Genomic DNA, 21,182 nt, shown 5'->3' with positions numbered 1-21,182 from the left:
CGAAGGAACGTTTCTATGCAACGTGTTGTTATCACTCCCGGCGAGCCCGCGGGGATTGGTCCCGATCTTGTCGCCGAGCTTGCGCAGCGCGACTGGCCGGTTGAACTGGTTATCTGCGCCGATGGCGCCCTGTTAACTGACCGAGCCCGCCAGCTCGATCTTCCTTTATCGCTTATCCCTTACGATCCCTCACGTCTGCCGCAACCTCAGCGGGCGGGCACGCTCACTCTGCTTCCCGTCACCCTCAACGCGCCGGTGCAGCCGGGCGTGCTCAATGTCGAGAATGGCAGTTATGTGGTGGAAACGCTGGCGCGCGCCTGCGATGGCTGCCTTAATGGCGAATTCGCGGCGCTGATTACCGGGCCGGTGCACAAAGGCAACATTAACGACGCCGGTATCGCCTTTACCGGTCATACCGAGTTCTTCGAAGAGCGCGCTCACGCCAGTAAAGTGGTCATGATGCTGGCGACCGAAGAGCTGCGGGTCGCGCTGGCCACGACCCATCTTCCGCTAAAGGCAATAAGCGAGGCGATTACGCCGGAGCTGCTGCGCGAAGTGATTACCATCCTGGATGCCGATCTGCGGCATAAATTTGGCATCGCTCAACCGCACGTGCTGGTTTGCGGCCTGAATCCCCACGCCGGCGAAGGTGGCCACATGGGGACGGAAGAGATCGATACCATCATTCCGGTGCTGGAAGAGATGCGGGCGAAAGGCATGAATCTTAGCGGTCCACTGCCTGCGGATACCCTTTTTCAGCCAAAATATCTCGATAATGCCGATGCGGTACTCGCGATGTACCACGATCAGGGCCTGCCCGTGCTAAAATACCAGGGCTTTGGCCGTGGCGTGAATATTACGCTCGGTTTACCTTTTATTCGTACCTCCGTTGACCACGGTACCGCGCTGGAATTAGCCGGTCAGGGAAAAGCGGACGTCGGCAGTTTTATCACGGCGCTTAATCTCGCCATCAAAATGATTGTTAATACCCAATGAATAATCGAGTCCATCAGGGCCATTTAGCCCGTAAACGCTTCGGGCAAAACTTTCTCAACGATCAGTTCGTGATCGATAGCATTGTCTCGGCCATCAATCCACAGAAAGGCCAGGCGATGGTCGAAATTGGCCCGGGTCTCGCCGCGCTGACCGAACCGGTCGGCGAACGCCTCGATCAATTAACCGTTATCGAGCTGGACCGCGATCTGGCGGCCCGCCTGCAGACGCATCCGTTCCTCGGGCCTAAGCTGACCATTTACCAGCAGGATGCGATGACCATGAACTTCGGCGAACTGTCGGAGAAAATGGGCCAGCCGCTGCGCGTCTTCGGCAACCTGCCGTACAACATCTCAACGCCGCTGATGTTCCACCTCTTCAGCTATACTGATGCCATTGCCGATATGCATTTTATGCTGCAGAAGGAAGTGGTTAATCGTCTGGTTGCCGGGCCGAACAGTAAAGCGTATGGTCGTTTAAGCGTAATGGCGCAGTACTACTGCCAGGTGATCCCGGTACTTGAAGTTCCGCCGACCGCCTTTACGCCGCCGCCAAAAGTGGATTCCGCCGTCGTGCGCCTGGTGCCGCACCGCACCATGCCGTACCCGGTGAAGGATGTCCGCGTGCTGAGCCGTATCACCACTGAAGCCTTCAATCAGCGCCGTAAGACCATTCGTAATAGTCTCGGCAATCTGTTTAGCGTTGAAGTGCTGACGGAGCTGGGCGTCGACCCGGCAGTACGTGCGGAAAATATTTCTGTAGAGCAGTACTGTAAGATGGCCAACTGGTTATCCCACAATCTGCCTTCGAAGGAGAGCTAGCCATGATTAATTCGCCTCGTGTTTGCGTCCAGGTGCAAAGCGTCTATATCGAATCGCAATCTTCTCCGGAAGAAGAGCGCTACGTCTTCGCTTACACCGTCACCATTCGCAACCTGGGGCGGAGTCAGGTTCAGCTTCTCGGCCGCTACTGGCTTATCACCAATGGACACGGTCGCGAGACGGAAGTCCAGGGTGAAGGGGTGGTCGGCGAACAGCCGCACATCCCTGCCGGCGAAGAGTATCAATATACCAGCGGCGCGGTTATCGAAACGCCGCTGGGTACCATGCAGGGTCACTATGAGATGATTGATAGCAACGGCGTGCCGTTCAATATCGAGATCCCTGTCTTCCGTCTCGCAGTTCCAACGCTTATACATTAAAACAATGGCTACATACCTTATTGGCGACGTTCATGGTTGCTACGATGAACTGATCGCATTGCTGGAGCAGGTGGAGTTTAACCCTGATACGGACACGCTGTGGCTCACCGGCGACCTGGTCGCACGCGGCCCCGGCTCTCTGGAAGTGCTGCGGTTTGTGAAAACGCTCGGCGATAGCGTGCGCATCGTATTAGGCAACCATGACCTGCACCTGCTGGCGGTATTTGCCGGCATCAGCCGCAACAAACCCAAAGACCGCCTGACGCCGCTGCTGGAAGCGCCCGACGCTGACGAACTCCTTAACTGGCTGCGTCGCCAGCCGTTGATGCAGGTGGACGAAGAGAAAAAGCTGGTGATGGCTCATGCCGGCATCACGCCGCAGTGGGATCTGGAAACCGCCAAACAGTGCGCGCGCGATGTCGAAGCCGTGCTGGCCAGCGACTCCTATCCGTTCTTCCTCGACGCGATGTACGGTGATATGCCGAACCACTGGAGCAATGAGCTCAGCGGCCTGGCGCGCCTGCGCTTTATCACCAACGCCTTCACCCGCATGCGCTATTGCTTCCCGAACGGCCAGTTGGATATGTACAGCAAAGAGGCGCCGGAAGACGCGCCTGCCCCGCTGAAACCATGGTTTGCCATTCCGGGCCCTGTCGCTCGCGAGTACAGTATTGCCTTTGGCCACTGGGCGTCGTTGGAAGGCCGCGGTACGCCGGAAGGGATCTACGCGCTGGATACCGGCTGCTGCTGGGGGGGCGATCTGACCTGCCTGCGCTGGGAAGATAAAACGTATTTCACCCAGCGTTCAAACCGCCAGAAAAGCCTCGACGAAGGCGAAGCAGTCGCCTCCTGAGTCGCTCCCGGATAGCGGCGCGCTGCGCCTTATCCGGGCTACCCGCGGCGCCGTTTGTTTACCGGGTGGCGGCTACACCTTACCCGACCTACGGCCTGTACCGTTGTGAGCTGAAGCTCTCAACTCTACCTCTCTCCCCATGGCTACTGAAACTGCCGGTGTTGGTGGCCTCAAAATCGCTGAGACGTTCCCGGCAGGCCGGGGCAGCCCGCATGGATGCGGGCTGAGGGCCGTGTTTTGCACGGACGCTGCCTCGGCCCGACCCGAAGCCTGCAGGGATAAGTCGAAGGCACCACGAAGTGGCGATTTTGGCGGCCAGAGCCCGGGAGTACAGAGGGCGGCGGCGACTGGCCGCCCTCTGTGCGCTCCCTGCGCCATGAGAGACATAACGCAGAAGAAATATTGGGAGCGCAATATGTTCGGAAACAGCACAGAACAACCGCTTTTCCAGGAGCGAAACCATTGCAAACTGATAACAGTATCTACCCACGGCGCCGTTTGTTTACCGGGTGGCGGCTACGCCTTACCCGACCTACGGCCTGTACCGGATGGTCGCCGGAATATTCCTGATAAAACAAAACCCCGGCCACGCCTGACGCGACCGGGGTTTTTTAATCCATGCGATTTCGCTTAACGGCGCTCGAGGATCTCGAAGCAGTAGCTATGGGAGTTTTGCGCATCAGCATCGTGGAACTCGCTGAATACCGACTCCCATTCGTCCGGATCGTAATCCGGGAAATGGGTATCCCCTTCCACTTCCGCATCAATATGGGTCAGGTAGAGTTTGTGCGCTTTTGGCAAGAACTGCTCGTAAACGCGGCCACCGCCGATCACCATAATCTCTTCCGCGTCGCCGCAGGCGGCAATCGCTTCATCAACAGACTTCACCCACTGCACGCGATCGTCGCTACCCGGCTTGCTACTGATAACGATATTTTTACGTCCTGGCAACGGGCGACCGATGGATTCCCAGGTCAAACGCCCCATAACCACCGGCTTGTTTAAGGTATTACGTTTAAACCAGGCGAGATCGGCAGGCAAGTCCCATGGCATAGCGTTCTCCATGCCAATTACGCGATCTACAGCTAACGCCGCAATCAGACTAATCATTGAAAATTTCCCGAATGCAAAAAATTGCCGCCACTATACGGAAAGCGTAATACTTCGTCGACTGAACGAAGAGTAAAGAACATGAAAATTTTTAGATTTGCTGGCGAGCCCACGTAACCCTTATGAGCCGCCAGATCAGGAACTAAATTGAAAACAAAATGTTAGCTGTAAAGTTAACGCAACATTTGCTTACCACCTCAGGTTGAAGGCTTATTCTCCGGCTCATCGCGAACGTCTCCGGTGTGCCGTCCTTCTTCAGTACCTTGCCAGCCGTGGCGCTGCACCAGCGACAGATGATTACGGTCCTCGTTGATAATGCCGGTAAGCATATCGCTGGTCCGTTTAAACACCGCCACCCGCGAGGCGGCATCATTTTCCGCCATCGCCACCATCTCTTCTACCATCTGTTGGTTGAAACGACGGAACAGATCGGCGCGCTCGCGGGCCTCATAAGCGCCAAGGCCCAGGGCTTCCAGCGTCATGCGACCGCTTTTCAGCGCCGATTCGAAGGTCTCACGCTCCGGCGCTTCCACACCGGCCTGGCGCAGCTGAATGTAGTGATCGACATCGCGGGCACGCGAAATGATCTGCAGATGCGGGAAGTGCTCTTTCGCCAGCTCCACCAGCTGCAGGCTGGCCTGCGGGTCGTCGATGGCGTTAATCAGCACTTCTGCCTTTGCCGCCCCTGCCGATTCCAGCAGATCCACTCGCGTGGCATCACCGTAAAACACCTTCATATCGAACTTGCGCAGGGTATCAACGTGATCCGGATCGTGATCGAGGATAACCATTTTCACGCCACTGGAAAGCAGCACGCGCCCGGCAATCTGCCCATAGCGGCCAAAACCGGCGATAATCACTCGCGGCTGCTCTTCGTCAATCTCGTCCGCTTCGCGCTCCTGGCCGCTGGCGGATTTCTCCATCCGCGTCAGCAGCACCAGCAGGATGGGCGTTGCCGCCATGGATAACGCCACCGCCAGCGTCAGCGCCTTCGCCCATTCACTATCCAGCACATCGGCCATCTGCGCGGCGCCGAAGACCACGAAAGCAAACTCACTCCCCTGCCCCAGCAGCACGGCAAACCAGCGGCGCTGCGCGCGCGGTACGCCCAGCGGTTTAGCAATCAGCCACAGCATCAGGGCTTTGATCGCCAGGAAACCCACCAGCAGAATCAGGATACGTAGCGGATGGGTGACGAGGGTACCGAAGTCAATAGACATGCCGACGCCGATAAAGAACAGCCCCAACAGCAACCCTTTAAACGGTTCGATATCGCTCTCCAGCGCATGGCGGTATTCCGAACTTGCCAGAAGCACCCCGGCAAGAAACGCGCCCATCGCCATCGACAGCCCGACTTCCTCCAGCAGCAATCCGAAGCCGAAGACCAGGAACAGAGCCACGGCGCTGAATACTTCGCGCAGACCGGAGCGGGCAACGAAGCGCAGCACCGGCCGGGTCAGATAGCGCCCTAATAGCACCACCAGCGCCAGCGCGCCGGCGACTTTCAATGCCGACAGCGCAAACGCGGCCAGGGTCGTTGAGCCGCCGCTGGCCGCCAGCAACGGGATCATCGCAACCAAAGGAATAGCGGCGATATCCTGGAACAACAGCACGGCAAAGGCGCTACGCCCCAGTTGCGTCACCGTCAGGTTACGTTCATTCATCGCCTGCATCGCAATCGCCGTCGACGACAGCGCCAGCGTCATCCCGATGAGCTCCGCAACCTGCCAGCGCAATCCAAGCAGCATGCAGAACAGCCCGATAAACGCGCCGCACACCACCATTTGCAGCGCGCCGCCGCCAAATACCGAGGCGCGCAGCTTCCATAAGCGCTGCGGATCCAGCTCAAGACCGATGACAAACAGCATCAGTACGACGCCGATTTCGGCGAAATGCAGAATCGCCTCAGCGTCAGTGACCAAGCGCAGCCCCCACGGGCCGATAACGCAGCCGGCGATCAAATACCCCAGTACCGACCCCAGCCCCAGACGCACGGCGATCGGCACGATAAGCGCAGCGGATCCGAGGTAGATCAGCGCCTGTATTAGCGTATGGCTATCCATTGTTATGCGCCTCCTGCCATTCGATTAAGCGTTGACGATAATGACGGGCCTGCGCCTGCAGCGTTTCGTCATCGCAGATAAAGGTACAGTGCATGGCAAACGGCGGCAGCCATTTCATGCCACAGTACAGCGCCGTCGCCTGCAGAGGCTGCGCCAGCACGTCAAAGCCGGGGAATGAACCAATATCGAAATGGCTTTCGCCACCGCCGGTAGTAACCGCCCACATCAGCGATTTACCATGCAACGCAATACCATTGTGGCCGTACGCCCAGCCGTGAGACAGCACTTTATCCATCCACAGTTTTAGCAGCGGCGGTACGCTGTACCACTGCATTGGATGCTGCCAGATAACCAGATCGGCGCGCGCCAGCGCCGCCTGCTCGGCAGCGATATCGATATTGAAGTCGGGATATAGCTCATAGAGGGAGCGTATCTCTACGCCATCAAGCGTCCCTGCTTGCTCAAGCATCCGTTTATTCGCATGCGAGTGATGCGGATAAGGATGCGAGTAAATTATCAGAATCATGAATGGGCCTGTCTTTTGTATTCTTGTAGCAGTGAGTGTAGACAGTTAACTCGCTCACTGAAAGGGGGGAACGCCCAGGGAAAAGTCAATCGCAGCTATTGGCAAGCTTTCCTGTCGTGCTGACATGTTTGCCAGAAAAACCCACCCTGCTGCCGAAATAATCCACTCTACGAATTAATGATTAGCAATAATACAATCGTCATATATTTTAAGAGGGCCTAAAAGCATTATTTAATAAATAACCCTATACACCATAGAAAGTAAATCCAATAATTTTACGCTCTTCGTTTTGAGCCCATTCTTTACACTAAATATAAACACTAATTTATAGCGATATCCCGGACCGCTATTTACTCAAATGGATGTGTACATGAGCAATAAACACTTTGAACTAAACAGAACAACCAAAACGCTGGCAAGGATATTTCCCGCCTTATTAATGTTAACGCCAATAGTTGTCGGCGCGGCAACCATTGACCAGTCAACCTCCACGCCGCAAGACTTCTCGGCTGATAGCGAATACGTTATTAATAGAGACGTTACCGTCTCCTCCGCAGATAACACCCCAGCGGTATCCGTTAGCGGGATAAACGTCGAAAAAGTCACCAACGAAGGTAATATTGCCGGAGCGGGTATCGGTCTGGATATTAATATCAATGCGCAATCAGTCGAAATTAATAATAATGAAAATGCAATTATTTCATCTGCAACTGATAATGCCGTTAACGTGCAATCAATGGCGGGTGTCCTTAATAATAGTGGAATCATTACTGGCGCCAACAACGGTATTTTCGTTAGCGAAGAGTCATCGGCAATTAATATCACCAATACCGATACCGGCGTGATCAGCGGCAAAAACGGCCTGAGTTCGCAAATTGGCGTCGGGTTAGATAACAGCGGCGCCATCACTGGTACCGCTGGCGATGGTATTGCGTTAAGCGACGGCAACAGCAAAATCAACAACAGCGGCACCGTGCAGGGCAGCGAGAACGGGATCAACGTTGTTGATAGCGCGAAAGCCGATATCATCAACAGCGGTTTACTCGGCGGCGGCGGTACGGCCGTCATGTTTGCCAGCAGCAAACATAACAGCCTGGTGCTCAATACCGGCTCTTCCCTCATCGGCGATGTCATCTCCACGGGCTCAACGGGTAATACACTCTCGCTGGTCGGTTCTGGCACAGAAGACAGCAACTTCGTCGGCCTGAATGACGGCGACGGTTTTGCCTCCGTGAAAATGAACGGCGAGGCCTGGACGCTCACCGGCAACCTGGACATCATCGGCAGCGGCGATTCCCTCCAGGTTAATAGCGGTCAGTTAACGCTGGCGGGCGCTGTCGCTAATAGCGGCAACACGCTGGTCGCGGAAGCGGCCACGCTACAGTTGGGCAACGGGCAGAAAACCGCAACCCTCACCGGCAGCATGACCAACAACGGCACAGTGATCTTCAATCAGGGAAGCGACTCTACGTTTGCCACCAGCATCATCGGTAGCGGCAATGTGGAAAAAGTCGATGCCAATACCCTGACCTTAACCGGCACCAATAGCTATACCGGTAATACCCTTCTGAAAAACGGTACTACTCTGGTCGCGGAAGGCGCCACTCTCGGTGTAGCAGACAGCGACGCCACCATCACCATCGAAAATGGCGCGCAATTTGCCAGCGCCGGCGAAGTGAATAACAACATTGATATCCTCAGCGGCGGTATCCTCGCGGCGTGGAATGCGGTTGAAGGTAACGCAACGCTAAGAACATCCGGCGTCGATACGATTAACGGCAATGTGACCAACAGCGGTACGCTGTTACTCAGCGCCGCCGATAATAGCGTTGGCAACAATTTTACCATTAACGGCGACTATACCGGTTCCGCCGGCAGCCAGATCGTGATGAACAGCCAACTTGGTGAAGACAGCTCGCCGACCGACCATCTGTCCATCACCGGCAGCAGCTACGGGCAGTCTGGCGTCAGCATCGCCAATATCGGCGGGCTGGGCGCGCAAACCGTTAATGGTATGGAGATTGTCAGCGTCAGCGGCAGCTCCGAAGCCCAGCTAACCTTATCCAAACCGGTTGTCGCCGGGGCTTATGAGTATGGTCTGTATCAACACGACAACGGCAACTGGTATCTGGAATCCAAAGCGACCCCGTCTGACGATCCGTCGGATGATACTGACGATGGTGATAGCGGCACTGATGGCGGCAGCGATAACGGCAGCAATACCGATAATGGCGGTCAATCCGCGCCAGAAGTGATGGCGCCGGAAGTCGGCGCTTATCTGGGTAACTACCTTGCTGCACAGAGTATGTTCCTGCATAAACGTGACGATCGCGACCAGCTCACGTTCCGCAACGAAGACAATCTGAACACCTGGATGTACGTTAAGGGCCGCTATCATGAGAACGATGCCGGCGGCGATAAAGTCAGCTATGACACCACTACCACCGTGCTTCAGGTCGGCAGTGATTTCATGAGCAAGCCGATGGACAAAGGGATACTGCGTGCCGGCGGCATGTTTGGCGCGGGCCAGGCGAAAACAGACTCGGATGCGAAACACAACGTGCGTGACGCGCAGGGTAAAGTCGACGGTTTCAACGTTGGCCTGTACGCGACCTGGCAGGAAGATCCGAAATTACGTCTGGGCAGCTACATCGATACCTGGGCGTCCTACAGCTGGTATAACAACACGGTCACCAGCAATCGCAACAATGAAAAGTATGATAGCAAAGGCTTTGCCGCCTCTGTCGAAGTCGGCCATGCATGGGTGATCCCTTCAGACAATGCGCGTACCTGGAAGATTGAACCTCAGGCGCAGATGATCTACAGCTATCTCGATCAGGAAAATCATACCGATCCGGATGGCGTGCGGGTAACGACCGTGGATAACAATAGCCTGTTTGGCCGTCTCGGCGTGAAGAGCAGCTATTTCGAGCAACACGATGTTAAAGCGTGGCAGCCTTATGTTGCCGTGAACTGGCTGAAAGGCGCGGGTCAAAACGATCTGGCCTTCAATGGCGAAAAAGTCAGCAATGATACGCCAGACGATCGCGGTCAGTTAGAGCTGGGCATAACCGGCAATGTGAACGAGACCACCACTCTCTCGCTGCGCGCCAGCGGCGAATGGGGTGAAAACAGCTACGCCGCGTATGGCGGCCACATTCTGCTGAATCACCGTTGGTAATCGCTATACCCTGAAAGGTAAAAAGCAGTGGCCGAAGCCACTGCTTTTTTTTTTAGTTATCCAGCTCGTCCATTGACTTCACCTGGTCGCGATTAATCTGCTCCACGCGACCGGTTTCCGCATTTTTGTAGGATACAAGGCCTGTATCATCATCGACCTGCGGCTTACCGCTGGTCACAATTGTTTTGCCATCTGTCGTTTTGAGCGACTGATTTGATGAGCAACCTGCCACAAATACCATCGCCGTTGCCGCCAGCGCGGATGCCACCAGAATTTTGTTCCGCATTGTATCCTCCTGTCTTTTCATCAATTGGTATCGTTATCGTGCTAACTATAGTTAGCCTGACCCGGCAGGCAGATAAAAGCAGAACTCTCCGAAGATGATTGCCATAAAAAAAAGGGCCGACGATATCGTCAGCCCCTGTGTGTCGCTATCCGGCCCGGCCGGTACGCTTATTTGGTGATTTGCGCGTGCATTTCCTGCACCGAAATCACCTTCTCGGTCGCATCGGCATTCAGCGCCATCGCGGTGGCGAAGCCGCCGTTCAGGGTGGTGTCGTAATGCACCTTGTATTGCAGCGCGCTGCGGCGAATCAGCTTGGAGTCTTCAATCGCCTGACGTCCTGCGGTGGTGTTGATGATGTAGGTATATTCGCCATTCTTGATACGGTCCTGAATGTGCGGACGACCTTCATGCACCTTGTTCACCAGACGCGGATTGATACCGGCTTCACCCAGAACAATCGCGGTACCGTGGGTTGCATCCAGCTCGAAGCCCTGTTTCAGCAGTTTTGCCGCCAGGTCGACAACGCGCTCTTTGTCGCCTTCGCGAACGGAGAGCAGCGCGCGGCCTTGTTTCTTCATCGTGGAGTTGCTGCCCAGTTGCGCTTTGGCGAACGCTTCCGCGAAGGTGCGGCCCACGCCCATCACTTCCCCGGTAGAGCGCATTTCCGGCCCTAACAGCGGGTCAACGCCCGGGAATTTGTTGAACGGCAGCACCACTTCTTTGACCGAATAGTACGGCGGGATGATTTCTTTGGTGACGCCCTGCTGCGCCAGCGTTTTACCGGCCATTACGCGTGCCGCCACTTTCGCCAGCGGTACGCCGGTGGCTTTCGACACGAACGGTACGGTGCGCGCCGCGCGTGGGTTGACTTCAATCAGGTACACTTCGTTGTTTTTCACCGCGAACTGTACGTTCATCAGGCCGCGAACCTGCAGTTCGAAGGCCAGTTTCTGCACCTGCTCACGCATCACATCCTGAATCTCTTTGCTCAGAGTGTAGGCTGGCAGAGAACAGGCGGAGTCGCCGGAGTGCACGCCCGCTTGTTCGATATGTTCCATGATACCGCCAATCAGCACCATTTCGCCATCGCAGATAGCGTCGACGTCGACTTCAACCGCGTCGTCGAGGAAACGGTCCAGCAGTACCGGCGCATCGTTGGAGACGCTCACCGCGGTCAGGAAGTAACGGCGCAGGTCAGCTTCGTCATAAACAATTTCCATCGCGCGGCCGCCGAGCACGTAAGACGGGCGCACCACCAGCGGATAGCCGATCTCTTTTGCCTTCTCAACCGCTTGCTCAATCGCGGTCACGGTGGCGTTCGCCGGCTGCTTCAGTTTCAGGCGGTCAACCGCATGCTGGAAGCGCTCGCGGTCTTCAGCGCGGTCGATGGCGTCCGGGCTGGTGCCGATAACCGGCACGCCTGCGGCTTCCAGTTCACGCGCCAGCTTCAGCGGGGTCTGGCCGCCGTACTGCACGATAACGCCTTTTGGCTTCTCGATACGCACGATTTCCAGTACGTCCTCAAGCGTTACCGGCTCGAAGTACAGACGGTCGGAGGTGTCGTAGTCGGTCGAAACGGTTTCCGGGTTACAGTTGACCATGATGGTCTCGTAACCGTCTTCGCGCAGCGCCAGCGAGGCGTGTACGCAGCAGTAGTCAAACTCGATACCCTGGCCGATACGGTTCGGGCCGCCGCCGAGCACCATGATTTTATCGCGGTCAACGGACGGATTAGATTCGCACTCGTCTTCATAGGTAGAGTACATGTAGGCGGTATCGGTGGCGAATTCCGCCGCGCAGGTATCCACGCGCTTGTAAACCGGGTGCAGGTTGTAGTGATCGCGCAGCTTGCGGATTTCCGCTTCGCGCACGCCCGCCAGTTTCGCCAGACGCGCATCGGCAAAGCCTTTACGCTTCAGGTGGCGCAGGAAGTCAGCGTCGAGGCCGTTGATGCCCACAGCCGCTACTTTCTCTTCCAGGCGCACCAGCTCTTCGATTTGTACCAGGAACCAGCGGTCGATATTGGTCAGGTTGAAGACGCCGTCGACGGAGAGGCCGGCGCGGAAGGCATCAGCGATGTACCAGATACGCTCGGCGCCCGCATCTTTCAGCTCGCGGCGGATTTTGGTCAGCGCTTCCGGATCGTCGAGGCTGACTTTCGGGTCGAAGCCGGTGGCGCCCACTTCCAGGCCGCGCAGCGCTTTCTGCAGAGATTCCTGCTGCGTGCGACCAATCGCCATCACTTCGCCGACGGATTTCATCTGCGTGGTCAGACGGTCGTTAGCGCCAGCAAATTTTTCAAAGTTAAAGCGTGGAATTTTGGTCACAACATAGTCGATGGACGGTTCGAAGGAAGCCGGAGTACGGCCGCCGGTAATGTCGTTCATCAGCTCATCGAGGGTGTAACCTACCGCCAGCTTCGCCGCGACTTTGGCAATCGGGAAGCCGGTCGCTTTCGAGGCCAGCGCCGAAGAGCGGGAGACGCGCGGGTTCATTTCGATAACGATAAGGCGACCATCTTTCGGGTTCACCGAGAACTGTACGTTAGAACCGCCGGTTTCCACGCCGATTTCACGCAGTACCGCCATCGAGGCGTTACGCATGATTTGGTATTCTTTGTCGGTCAGGGTCTGCGCCGGGGCGACGGTAATGGAGTCGCCGGTATGAATCCCCATGGCATCGAAGTTTTCAATCGAGCAGACGATGATGCAGTTATCGTTCTTATCGCGCACCACTTCCATCTCGTACTCTTTCCAGCCGATCAGCGATTCATCAATCAGCAGTTCGTTGGTCGGAGAGAGATCCAGGCCGCGTTCGCAGATTTCTTCGAACTCTTCGCGGTTATAGGCGATACCGCCGCCGGTGCCGCCCATAGTAAAGGACGGACGGATGATGCATGGGAAGCCAACTTCAGCGGCCACCGCCAGCGCTTCTTCCATGGTGTGCGCAATGCCGGAACGCGCGGTGTCGAGACCGATTTTTTTCATCGCCACGTCGAAGCGACGGCGGTCTTCCGCTTTATCGATCGCATCGGCGGTCGCACCAATCATGGTCACGCCGAACTCTGCCAGCACGCCCTGACGCTCCAGCTCCAGCGCGCAGTTCAGCGCGGTCTGGCCGCCCATGGTCGGCAGCACCGCGTCCGGACGCTCTTTTTCGATAATTTTACGCACCACTTCCCAGTGAATCGGCTCGATATAGGTCGCATCGGCCATTTCCGGGTCGGTCATGATGGTCGCCGGGTTAGAGTTCACCAGAATAACGCGGTAACCCTCTTCGCGCAGGGCTTTACAGGCCTGTGCGCCAGAGTAGTCAAACTCACACGCCTGACCGATAACAATCGGGCCCGCGCCCAGAATCAGGATACTTTTTATGTCTGTACGTTTTGGCATGGCTCTTTTACTCCTGATTATTTCGCGGACTGACGGTATTGCTCAATTAACTCGATAAAGTGGTCGAACAGCGGCGCGGCATCGTGCGGGCCCGGGCTCGCTTCAGGGTGCCCCTGGAAGCTAAACGCCGGCTTGTCGGTACGATGGATCCCCTGCAGGGTGCCGTCGAACAGTGACTTGTGGGTCACGCGCAGGTTGGCAGGCAGCGTCGCTTCGTCAACGGCAAAGCCGTGGTTCTGAGCGGTAATCATCACTACATTGTTATCGATATCTTTAACCGGGTGGTTACCGCCGTGGTGGCCGAATTTCATCTTAATGGTCTTCGCGCCGCTCGCCAGCGCCAGCAGCTGATGGCCGAGACAGATGCCAAAGACCGGAATATCGGTGGTGAGGAATTTTTCAATCGCCGCGATGGCGTAATCGCACGGCGCCGGGTCGCCAGGGCCGTTAGACAGGAAAATACCGTCCGGATTCAGCTTAAGCACGTCTTCTGCCGACGTTTGCGCCGGAACGATAGTCAGGCGGCAGCCGCGGTCAACCAGCATCCGCAGGATATTGCGCTTGGCGCCGAAGTCATAAGCCACGACGTGGAACGGCAGATCGCTTTCCGCCTTCGCTTCCGGCAGGTCGCCCGCCAGTGTCCAGCTCCCCTGGGTCCAGGCGTAAGTCTCTGCGGTCGTGACCTCTTTCGCCAGGTCCATGCCGTTCAGACCAGGGAATGCCTGGGCTTTTTCCAGCGCCAGTTGGGCATCAAGATTATCGCCGGCGATGATGCAGCCATTCTGCGCCCCTTTCTCACGCAGTAAACGCGTCAGCTTACGGGTATCGATATCGGCAATGGCCACAATGTTATGGCGCTTCAGGTAAGAAGAAAGGTCTTCGGTATTGCGGAAGTTGCTGGCAATCAGCGGCAGGTCGCGAATGACCAGACCTTGTGCATGTACCTGAGAAGATTCTTCATCGGCGGCGTTGGTGCCGACATTTCCAATATGGGGATAAGTAAGAGTGACGATTTGGCGGGAATAGGAAGGATCAGTGAGGATTTCTTGATAACCGGTCATTGAAGTATTGAAAACGACTTCCCCAACCGCCGTGCCGGTTGCCCCGATGGCCCGACCGTGAAACTGGGTTCCGTCTTCCAGAACCAAAAGCGCTGACTTAATCAAAACACCCTCCAGAGAATATTCACTCACTTTATTTGCATATTAATTCAGACATAGATCTGAATCAATGCAAATTTTTGCCCGCAGAATTTTGGCAAACGGCGGCATTCTGGAGAGATGTCGGGTAAAAGTCAACTTAAAGCAGATATTTTTAACCTTATTTTACGCCACTGGCGCGTAACGGGCGATTTTTACGGTAAAAAGATCAACTAACCTGGTTGAGAAAACGCTTGCGGGCGTGGAAAACTGTAAAATCACTCACCGGAGGGGAAAAAAGTGGACCAGATGGTAAAAATTTACAATCTAATAACCATAAATAATTAGATAAGTCAGATTTTTAAAACACTAACAAAGAAAAACAGTTCAAGATGCAAAAATAAAAAAGGGCAATAAAACATTGCCCTTTGCAATCAATCACATATTGAATGCAATAACCACATCACGATGGGTAATAATCATTATAAAGCATTCAGATCAAGCACATCTTTCATGTCAAAGAGACCACTTTTTTTGTCTTTCAACCACAAAGCAGAACGAACGGCGCCATTGGCAAAAGTCATCCGACTGGAAGCCTTGTGGGTAATTTCGATACGTTCCCCGATATCGGCGAACATCGCCGTATGTTCGCCGACGATGTCGCCCGCGCGAACGGTAGCAAAGCCAATGGTACCCGGAACGCGTTCGCCGGTATGACCTTCACGACTGTAGACGGCGCAGTCCTTCAGATCTTTGTTCAATGCCCCGGCGATCGCCTCGCCCATCGCCAGCGCGGTACCTGATGGCGCATCCACTTTATGCCTGTGGTGCGCTTCGATAATTTCGATATCGGTATAATCGCCCATCACCTTCGCCGCCTTCTCCAGCAGCTTTAACAGCACGTTGACGCCAACGCTAAAGTTAGCGGCAAAGACGATGGCAATGTCCTGCGCGGCATCGCTAATCGCCTGCTTTCCGGCATCATCAAAACCGGTGGTGCCGATCACCATCCCTTTGCCGTGCTGACGGCAGAAAGCCAAATGGTTGAGCGTGCCTTCCGGGCGAGTAAAATCGATCAATACATCGAAATCATCGTTTACCGCCGCCAGGCTACTTTGTACCGTAACGCCTGATTTGCCTGCGCCTGCCAGCTCGCCCGCATCGCTGCCCACCAGGCTTGAACCTTCGCGCTCCAGCGCCGCGCCAAGCGCCACGCCTTCCATCTGCAGCGCAGCCTGAATTAACTGGCGTCCCATCCGGCCTCCCGCGCCGGCGATGGCCACGCGGATTTGTGCATCTTGCATAGCTATTCTCTTTTGTTAACTTCACGTGAATTGTTTTCAGAGTAACCAGCCCGTTGCATAGCCGCTACTCAAAAACGCCGATAATTAGAAATTTATGACAAACGGCGGTCGATATCAGTAAAAACTATATGATTGTGCCGCGATTCGGCGTTTAAGTAGTGGAATTCGGGTGGGGGTACGGTAGCGCCCCGCCCGCGCGGTGCGGGCTAAGGCGTTGTTGTACTAAATCAAAGAGGGAAAAGCTCACCGGCGGGAAAAGCGGACAAAAACCATGTTACCGCCAACAAATCGGCGCTGCCGCCGGGGCTAAGGTGGCGGGCAATCAGTTCGTCATCGAATTGACGCAACGCCTCCAGCCCGCCGTCAGCCATGACGCCGCCCTGCCACAACAGCCGCTGCGCCTCCTGCTGCACAAAGTTCAAGCCGGCAAGCCCGCCGCGTGAGACCAGATTGGTGTCATCATTCCACGCCATCAGATGCAGCAAGGTTTGCAGCAACGCCAGGTTGCTATCGCCAGTCTCTTCCATCATGCGGTTGAACACCGGTAGCGCCTGGGTACGCACGGTACGAAAGCCGCTCTCAGCCTCGCCGCGGGCGCCGGAGAGACCATAACGTAGAAAATGGGCTTCGCCTTTGCTTAACGGTTCGCCGCTGGAAGCGGAGAGTTCTTGCATAACCATGCCGCGACAGAATCGCGCCACCTGGTCGCACAGCCGATGCTGTTCAATCGGCTCGCCTTTCGATACCAGCCTTCCCGCCGCCGCGCTCAGCAAACCGAAAGCGAAGATCGCCCCGCGATGGGTATTCACCCCGCCGGTGACCTCCAGCATATCGTTCTCACAGGCCATTCCCACTGGACGCAGCATCATTAACACCTGTTCCGGCACGATCGCCGCGGTATCGTGGCCCATGATGAAAAATTTCTCCATCCACGGCGCCACCACCGCGGTACTGGCCTCAAACGAGGCCAGGTCCATATCGTGATGGGCGCCAGCGTTACGAATATCCACCAACCCGGGCTTTGGGGTCAGGCGAACTTCGGTCAACAGCGCTCGCTCTACCGCGCTGACCACCTCTTCAGCGTTCAGCGGTTTCACGCGCAGCGAACGCTGCGGATTGATTAACACTTCGCTCATTGCCCTTCCCCCTCTGCATTTAGTCGCTGTTTTTCACCTGACGAATAACATCAAGCACGGAGCCATCGCGATAGCGCACCACCGCCACCACCCGATCGGTAAACTCGATCGGCTGCGGCTTGCCGGTTAGCAGTTCCGCACGCTGCTGCAGTTCCTCAATAGTCATCAGCGGAATGCCCGCGTTGCGCAAATTGTCGATCAGATCCTGGCGCGCCGGGTTTACCGCTATGCCGTGGTCGGTGACCAGCACATCTACGCTGGCTCCCGGCGTGACGCGGGTCAGCACTTTTTCCACGACGCAGGGAATACGGCCGCGAACTAATGGCGCGGTAATGATGGTCAAATCCGCGCCGGCGGCGGTATCGCTATGGCCGCCGGACGCGCCGCGCAGCACGCCGTTAGAGCCGGTCATCACGTTAACGTTAAAGTCGGTATCGATTTCCAGCGCGCTGAGCATCACCACGTTTAAGCGCTCGCAGGAGGCGCCTTTAGAGCCCGGGCTGGCATACTGGTTGGTGGAGATCTCAACGTGGTTTGGGTTCTGCGCCAATGAACGCGCCGCGTCGCCATCGAACGATTGGGTATCGAGCAGCGTTTTAATCAACCCTTTTTCGTGCAGGTCAACCATCGTCCCGGTGATGCCGCCAAGGCCGAAGCTGGCGGTAATACCGTTACGGCGCATTTTATCTTCGAGGAAGCGGCTCACCGCCAGCGAGGCGCCGCCGGTACCGGTCTGCAGCGAGAAACCGTCTTTAAAGTACCCGGAATGCTCAACGACTTTCGCCGCCTGGCGGGCGATCAGCAGCTCACGCGGGTTGCTGGTCAGACGGATCGCGCCAGCGGTGATTTTTTCCGGATCGCCGACTTCGTCCACCTGGACTATCAGATCGACCTGATCCTGGGCGATACTGGCCGGATAGTTAGGATAATCCACCCACTCTTCGGTCAGCAGCACTACGCATTTGGCATGTTCCGCATCAACGCGCGCGTAACCCAGCGAACCGCAGCGTGATTTACCGCTAAAGCCGTTGGCGTTGCCAAACTCATCACAGCAAGGAACGCCGAGAAACGCGACATCAATCGACAGCTCGCCGCTTTGAATCAGCTGTACGCGACCGCCGTGGGAGTGGATCTGTACCGGGTTTTCCATCAAACCGGCGGAGATCTCCTCGCCCAACTTGCCGCGCAGGCCGGAGGTGTAGATCTGGCGGATCACGCCATTTTTAATATGCTCGATCAGCGGCCAGTGGGCGTCGATCAGCGAACTGGATGCCAGCGTCAGATCGCGAAAACCCATTTCCGCCAGCTTCGCCACTACCATATTGACGACTTTGTCACCGCCGCGAAACGCGTGGTGGAACGAAATGGTCATGCCGTTTTGCAAACCGGAACGACGAATCGCCGTTTCCAGCGAATCGCAGATTTTACGCTGACGTTTTTCGCTTTCGCTCGCCAACCACGGGCTTTTCGCCGTCACGCCCGCATAAGGCGCTAACCCTTCCGGCATCACGTACTGCTGATTAAGCATTGTTACTGTCTCTTTCATCTTATTCCCCTTAATCACGAATACCGGAAGCCGAGAGCGCCACCACTTTGCGAGCATGGTCGATAATCGGTCCATCGATCATCTTGCCGTTCAGCGATACCACGCCAAGACCTCGCGTTTCGGCTTCTTCCGCCGCGGCAATCACTTCCAGCGCGTGATCGACCTCTTTGCGCGTCGGGGCATAGACCTGATGCAGGAGTTCAATTTGTCGTGGGTTAACCAACGATTTGCCGTTAAAACCGAGGTTTTTGGCCAGATTCGCTTCCGCCAGGAAGCCCTCTTCGTTATTGATATCCGACCACACCACGTCATAGGCGGCGATGCCGGCAACGCGCGCGGCATGCAGTACAGCGCAGCGGGCGTAGAACAGTTCAGTACCGTCGCCGCGGGAGGTGCCCATATCCATGACGTAATCGAAGGCCGCCAGCGCGATCGCCGCCAGACGCGGGCTGGCGCGGGCGATCTCCACCGCGTTCACCACGCCCAGCGCCGACTCGATCGCCGCCATTAACTTGGTGCTGCCCACTTCCCGGCCGCACTCGCGTTCAATTCGCTCAACATGCGCTTCCAGCTCATGGATATCTTCTTTGCTGTCGGTTTTCGGCAGACGCACCATATCCACGCCCGCGCGGACTACCGCTTCAAGGTCGGCGAGACCGAACGGCGTATTCAGTGGGTTAATGCGCACCACGGTTTCGATATCCTGATACAGCGGATGCTGCAGCGCCTGATGCACCAGCAGGCGGGCGGTATCTTTTTCGCGTAGCGAAACGGCATCTTCAAGGTCGAACATCACCGCATCGGCGCCGTAAACGAATGAAGTGCTTAACATGGCGGCATTAGCGCCAGGGATGAACAGCATACTGCGACGTGGTTTCATAGCTGGCTCCATTGTAATTGGGACTGTTGCGCCGCGCGCAGCGCCGCGGCCTGTACGCGGGCCCGCAGTACGCACTCCAGCGCGCCTTTATCATCGACCACCACGTTGGCCTGCTTCACGCCAAGCTGCGCCAGCGTTTCTCTAACTACCTGCTCAATTGCGGCGCCAAACTGCTGTTTCACAATGCTGTCGATTTCCAGCTGAATGCCCGGCTGCGCCGCCGGTCCAATCCTGACCATCACATCGCTGGATTCCAGCGTGCCGGCCAGGGCGTCAATCTTCATTTCCATAGGGGAAAATCCTTAGTTAGGGCATAAAAATCAGGCGGTTTGATGTTCGCTTTCCGCCAGTTGCATCAGAAAAGAGAGGGTCCCCGGCGGTACCAGCGCCGCTACCGCCTGCCAGTTGCGCTGTCGATAGAGTTCGCGCACTCGGGAGGCCGACACGGGTCCGCCATTTTTTTCGATTCGCGCCAGCTCAACCACTTCAATGGGCGGCGCGTCGCCTGGCGCTTCCAGCAGGGACTTCATGCGCTGGTTGTAATTACGGGTCAGGGGACACAGCGGCTCGGTGCCAACAAAGCGATGGGTAATCTGTAGCGCCGGGGCCAGACGCTCGCGGAAGAGCTGCAGGTCAATCTGGCTGTGGCAGTCATCAACCACCCCCTGCTCTTTCAGGAAATAGCCGGGGAACGTCGCCCGCGAGATCAGATACGCCGAACCGGGGTGCAGCGTCACCTTATCGATGCCGGTAATCCCCTGTTCAATGAGTTTGAAGCGATCGTGATAGGAAAAGCAGGACGCATCTTCTTTGACCACAAACAGATGTAGCCAGTCGCACTGGCTGGCCGCCTGTTCCACCAACCAGCGGTGGCCAAAGGTGAAGGGGTTGGCGTTCATCACGATAGCGCCGATTTTTCTTCCCGGCTGACGGTACATCGCCAGCTGTCGGCAGTAACGAGTCAGTCGTTCGCGGCTATTTTCCATTAGCACGGCGCGGTCGCCCGCCTGGGCTATCGGCCAGAAGCCGGCGCCGGAAAATAGCGCGGCATTGCAAGGTTTAGTGAACAAAAACAGTTCGCTACGCCCCAGTTCATAGGCCAGCGTCAGGAGCTCGGTCAGTAATTTAAGGCTTAGCCCTTCCCCCTGCAGCGAGGGATCGATGGCAATACATTTCAGTACATTGCCGGCAATAGCACCGCAGCCGACCAGCCGCTGTTGATACTCGGCGACGATCGCCATTTCACAGTCGGCTTCTAACGACAGCTGATGCTGGCGAAGAAACCGATCGATCGCTTCTCGCCGCGGTTTATCTTTTAATAGCTGAACGCGTTTTAATATCAGAGTCATTTTTAGCGCTTCGTTATTCCAAAACGAACTGTATTTCGCCAGCGTTCGGCTGTTGATACTTGTATTTAAGTCACAGTTTTTCTCGTGGCTTAATTGGCTTTATGGTTTTTATGTTGTTAATTAATTCAGCATCATTAAACCAATTAAATTAATAAAAAACACGAGTATTCAGTGAAGGTAATCACACCTTACCACTAAAGCTATTTATTACTATGCGCCGGTA

At 56.0% G+C, this 21,182-nt stretch carries 17 protein-coding genes; 5 read left to right on the top strand and 12 right to left on the bottom strand.

The genetic code is table 11. From position 1 onward, the window contains the following. Nucleotides 1-15: 15 nt before the first annotated feature. From pdxA to apaH, 4 genes are read left to right on the top strand one after another with little or no spacing between them, the layout of a single operon-like run. Nucleotides 16-996, top strand: coding sequence for a 4-hydroxythreonine-4-phosphate dehydrogenase PdxA (gene pdxA / locus ABLU86_RS13605; RefSeq protein ID WP_049052656.1), 981 nt, complete (start codon nucleotides 16-18; stop codon nucleotides 994-996). After that, nucleotides 993-1,814 (top strand): 16S rRNA (adenine(1518)-N(6)/adenine(1519)-N(6))-dimethyltransferase RsmA, encoded by an 822-nt coding sequence (gene rsmA, locus ABLU86_RS13600; RefSeq protein WP_032713334.1) that lies wholly within the window; start codon nucleotides 993-995, stop codon nucleotides 1,812-1,814. Before pdxA ends, rsmA begins: the two co-directional genes overlap by 4 nt. Nucleotides 1,815-1,816: 2 nt before the next feature. Then, a complete protein-coding gene (apaG, locus tag ABLU86_RS13595; RefSeq protein WP_015368292.1) occupies nucleotides 1,817-2,194 on the top strand; it encodes a Co2+/Mg2+ efflux protein ApaG in 378 nt (125 codons plus the stop codon). A 4-nt stretch (nucleotides 2,195-2,198) separates the two neighbouring features. Next, a complete protein-coding gene (gene apaH / locus ABLU86_RS13590) occupies nucleotides 2,199-3,047 on the top strand; it encodes a bis(5'-nucleosyl)-tetraphosphatase (symmetrical) ApaH (protein ID WP_015368293.1) in 849 nt (282 codons plus the stop codon). Nucleotides 3,048-3,677: 630 nt separating this feature from the next. Here the strand turns inward: apaH and folA are convergent. The 3 genes from folA to kefF form a co-directional block, all read right to left on the bottom strand. Further along, the gene (gene folA, locus ABLU86_RS13585; protein ID WP_015368294.1) at nucleotides 3,678-4,157 is read right to left on the bottom strand and encodes a type 3 dihydrofolate reductase; all 480 of its coding nucleotides are present in this window, start codon (nucleotides 4,155-4,157) and stop codon (nucleotides 3,678-3,680) included. 197 nt (nucleotides 4,158-4,354) lie between these two features. Beyond that, nucleotides 4,355-6,220 carry a glutathione-regulated potassium-efflux system protein KefC gene (gene kefC, locus ABLU86_RS13580; RefSeq protein WP_015368295.1) on the bottom strand — a complete coding sequence of 622 codons (1,866 nt, stop codon included), beginning with the start codon at nucleotides 6,218-6,220 and terminating at the stop codon, nucleotides 4,355-4,357. Next, a complete protein-coding gene (gene kefF, locus ABLU86_RS13575; protein WP_015704370.1) occupies nucleotides 6,213-6,746 on the bottom strand; it encodes a glutathione-regulated potassium-efflux system oxidoreductase KefF in 534 nt (177 codons plus the stop codon). The genes kefC and kefF overlap by 8 nt, the downstream gene beginning before the upstream one ends. A gap of 370 nt (nucleotides 6,747-7,116) precedes the next feature. Here kefF and ABLU86_RS13570 point away from each other — a divergent pair, with 370 nt between their 5' ends. Then, a complete protein-coding gene (locus ABLU86_RS13570) occupies nucleotides 7,117-9,927 on the top strand; it encodes an autotransporter outer membrane beta-barrel domain-containing protein (protein WP_173426169.1) in 2,811 nt (936 codons plus the stop codon). 52 nt (nucleotides 9,928-9,979) lie between these two features. Here ABLU86_RS13570 and ABLU86_RS13565 read toward each other — a convergent pair whose 3' ends face one another. From ABLU86_RS13565 to citC, 9 genes are all read right to left on the bottom strand, one after another. Continuing rightward, on the bottom strand, nucleotides 9,980-10,213 hold the full coding sequence (locus ABLU86_RS13565; protein WP_015704368.1) for a YgdI/YgdR family lipoprotein: 234 nt from the start codon (nucleotides 10,211-10,213) through the stop codon (nucleotides 9,980-9,982). A gap of 167 nt (nucleotides 10,214-10,380) precedes the next feature. After that, nucleotides 10,381-13,605 (bottom strand): carbamoyl-phosphate synthase large subunit, encoded by a 3,225-nt coding sequence (gene carB / locus ABLU86_RS13560; RefSeq protein WP_020079631.1) that lies wholly within the window; start codon nucleotides 13,603-13,605, stop codon nucleotides 10,381-10,383. Between the two features lie 17 nt (nucleotides 13,606-13,622). Beyond that, nucleotides 13,623-14,771: a glutamine-hydrolyzing carbamoyl-phosphate synthase small subunit gene (carA, locus tag ABLU86_RS13555; RefSeq protein WP_015704367.1), complete on the bottom strand. Its 1,149-nt coding sequence runs from the start codon at nucleotides 14,769-14,771 to the stop codon at nucleotides 13,623-13,625. Between the two features lie 455 nt (nucleotides 14,772-15,226). Further along, the gene (gene dapB, locus ABLU86_RS13550; RefSeq protein WP_015704365.1) at nucleotides 15,227-16,048 is read right to left on the bottom strand and encodes a 4-hydroxy-tetrahydrodipicolinate reductase; all 822 of its coding nucleotides are present in this window, start codon (nucleotides 16,046-16,048) and stop codon (nucleotides 15,227-15,229) included. Nucleotides 16,049-16,275: 227 nt separating this feature from the next. After that, nucleotides 16,276-17,184, bottom strand: a complete 909-nt coding sequence (citG, locus tag ABLU86_RS13545) for a triphosphoribosyl-dephospho-CoA synthase CitG (RefSeq protein WP_015368305.1) — start codon at nucleotides 17,182-17,184, stop codon at nucleotides 16,276-16,278. A 19-nt stretch (nucleotides 17,185-17,203) separates the two neighbouring features. Then, entirely contained in the window at nucleotides 17,204-18,730 is a 1,527-nt protein-coding gene (gene citF, locus ABLU86_RS13540) for a citrate lyase subunit alpha (protein ID WP_045411537.1), read from the bottom strand. A gap of 10 nt (nucleotides 18,731-18,740) precedes the next feature. Next, a complete protein-coding gene (gene citE / locus ABLU86_RS13535) occupies nucleotides 18,741-19,610 on the bottom strand; it encodes a citrate (pro-3S)-lyase subunit beta (RefSeq protein WP_015368307.1) in 870 nt (289 codons plus the stop codon). Then, the gene (citD, locus tag ABLU86_RS13530; RefSeq protein ID WP_012542888.1) at nucleotides 19,607-19,900 is read right to left on the bottom strand and encodes a citrate lyase acyl carrier protein; all 294 of its coding nucleotides are present in this window, start codon (nucleotides 19,898-19,900) and stop codon (nucleotides 19,607-19,609) included. The genes citE and citD overlap by 4 nt, the downstream gene beginning before the upstream one ends. Before the next feature lie 30 nt (nucleotides 19,901-19,930). Continuing rightward, nucleotides 19,931-20,959, bottom strand: coding sequence for a [citrate (pro-3S)-lyase] ligase (citC, locus tag ABLU86_RS13525; protein ID WP_046883337.1), 1,029 nt, complete (start codon nucleotides 20,957-20,959; stop codon nucleotides 19,931-19,933). Between the last annotated feature and the right edge of the window lie 223 nt (nucleotides 20,960-21,182).

This window comes from Klebsiella sp. JN_Kp121, assembly GCF_040062145.1.
GTDB lineage: Bacteria > Pseudomonadota > Gammaproteobacteria > Enterobacterales > Enterobacteriaceae > Klebsiella > Klebsiella aerogenes.
Note: the sequence above shows the minus strand (reverse complement) of the source record. Positions and strands in the feature narration are given on the sequence as shown.

Bases quoted from the DNA above. Each gene is read 5' to 3' on its own strand.
- pdxA (WP_049052656.1), top strand. From the start codon at position 16: ATGCAACGTGTTGTTATCACTCCCGGCGAGCCCGCGGGGATTGGTCCC.
- apaG (WP_015368292.1), top strand. From the start codon at position 1,817: ATGATTAATTCGCCTCGTGTTTGCGTCCAGGTGCAAAGCGTCTATATC.
- ABLU86_RS13570 (WP_173426169.1), top strand. From the start codon at position 7,117: ATGAGCAATAAACACTTTGAACTAAACAGAACAACCAAAACGCTGGCA.
- kefF (WP_015704370.1), bottom strand. From the start codon at position 6,746: ATGATTCTGATAATTTACTCGCATCCTTATCCGCATCACTCGCATGCG.
- citG (WP_015368305.1), bottom strand. From the start codon at position 17,184: ATGAGCGAAGTGTTAATCAATCCGCAGCGTTCGCTGCGCGTGAAACCG.
- citD (WP_012542888.1), bottom strand. From the start codon at position 19,900: ATGGAAATGAAGATTGACGCCCTGGCCGGCACGCTGGAATCCAGCGAT.
- citE (WP_015368307.1), bottom strand. From the start codon at position 19,610: ATGAAACCACGTCGCAGTATGCTGTTCATCCCTGGCGCTAATGCCGCC.
- apaH (WP_015368293.1), top strand. From the start codon at position 2,199: ATGGCTACATACCTTATTGGCGACGTTCATGGTTGCTACGATGAACTG.
- dapB (WP_015704365.1), bottom strand. From the start codon at position 16,048: ATGCAAGATGCACAAATCCGCGTGGCCATCGCCGGCGCGGGAGGCCGG.
- ABLU86_RS13565 (WP_015704368.1), bottom strand. From the start codon at position 10,213: ATGCGGAACAAAATTCTGGTGGCATCCGCGCTGGCGGCAACGGCGATG.
- citF (WP_045411537.1), bottom strand. From the start codon at position 18,730: ATGAAAGAGACAGTAACAATGCTTAATCAGCAGTACGTGATGCCGGAA.
- kefC (WP_015368295.1), bottom strand. From the start codon at position 6,220: ATGGATAGCCATACGCTAATACAGGCGCTGATCTACCTCGGATCCGCT.
- citC (WP_046883337.1), bottom strand. From the start codon at position 20,959: ATGACTCTGATATTAAAACGCGTTCAGCTATTAAAAGATAAACCGCGG.
- rsmA (WP_032713334.1), top strand. From the start codon at position 993: ATGAATAATCGAGTCCATCAGGGCCATTTAGCCCGTAAACGCTTCGGG.
- carB (WP_020079631.1), bottom strand. From the start codon at position 13,605: ATGCCAAAACGTACAGACATAAAAAGTATCCTGATTCTGGGCGCGGGC.
- folA (WP_015368294.1), bottom strand. From the start codon at position 4,157: ATGATTAGTCTGATTGCGGCGTTAGCTGTAGATCGCGTAATTGGCATG.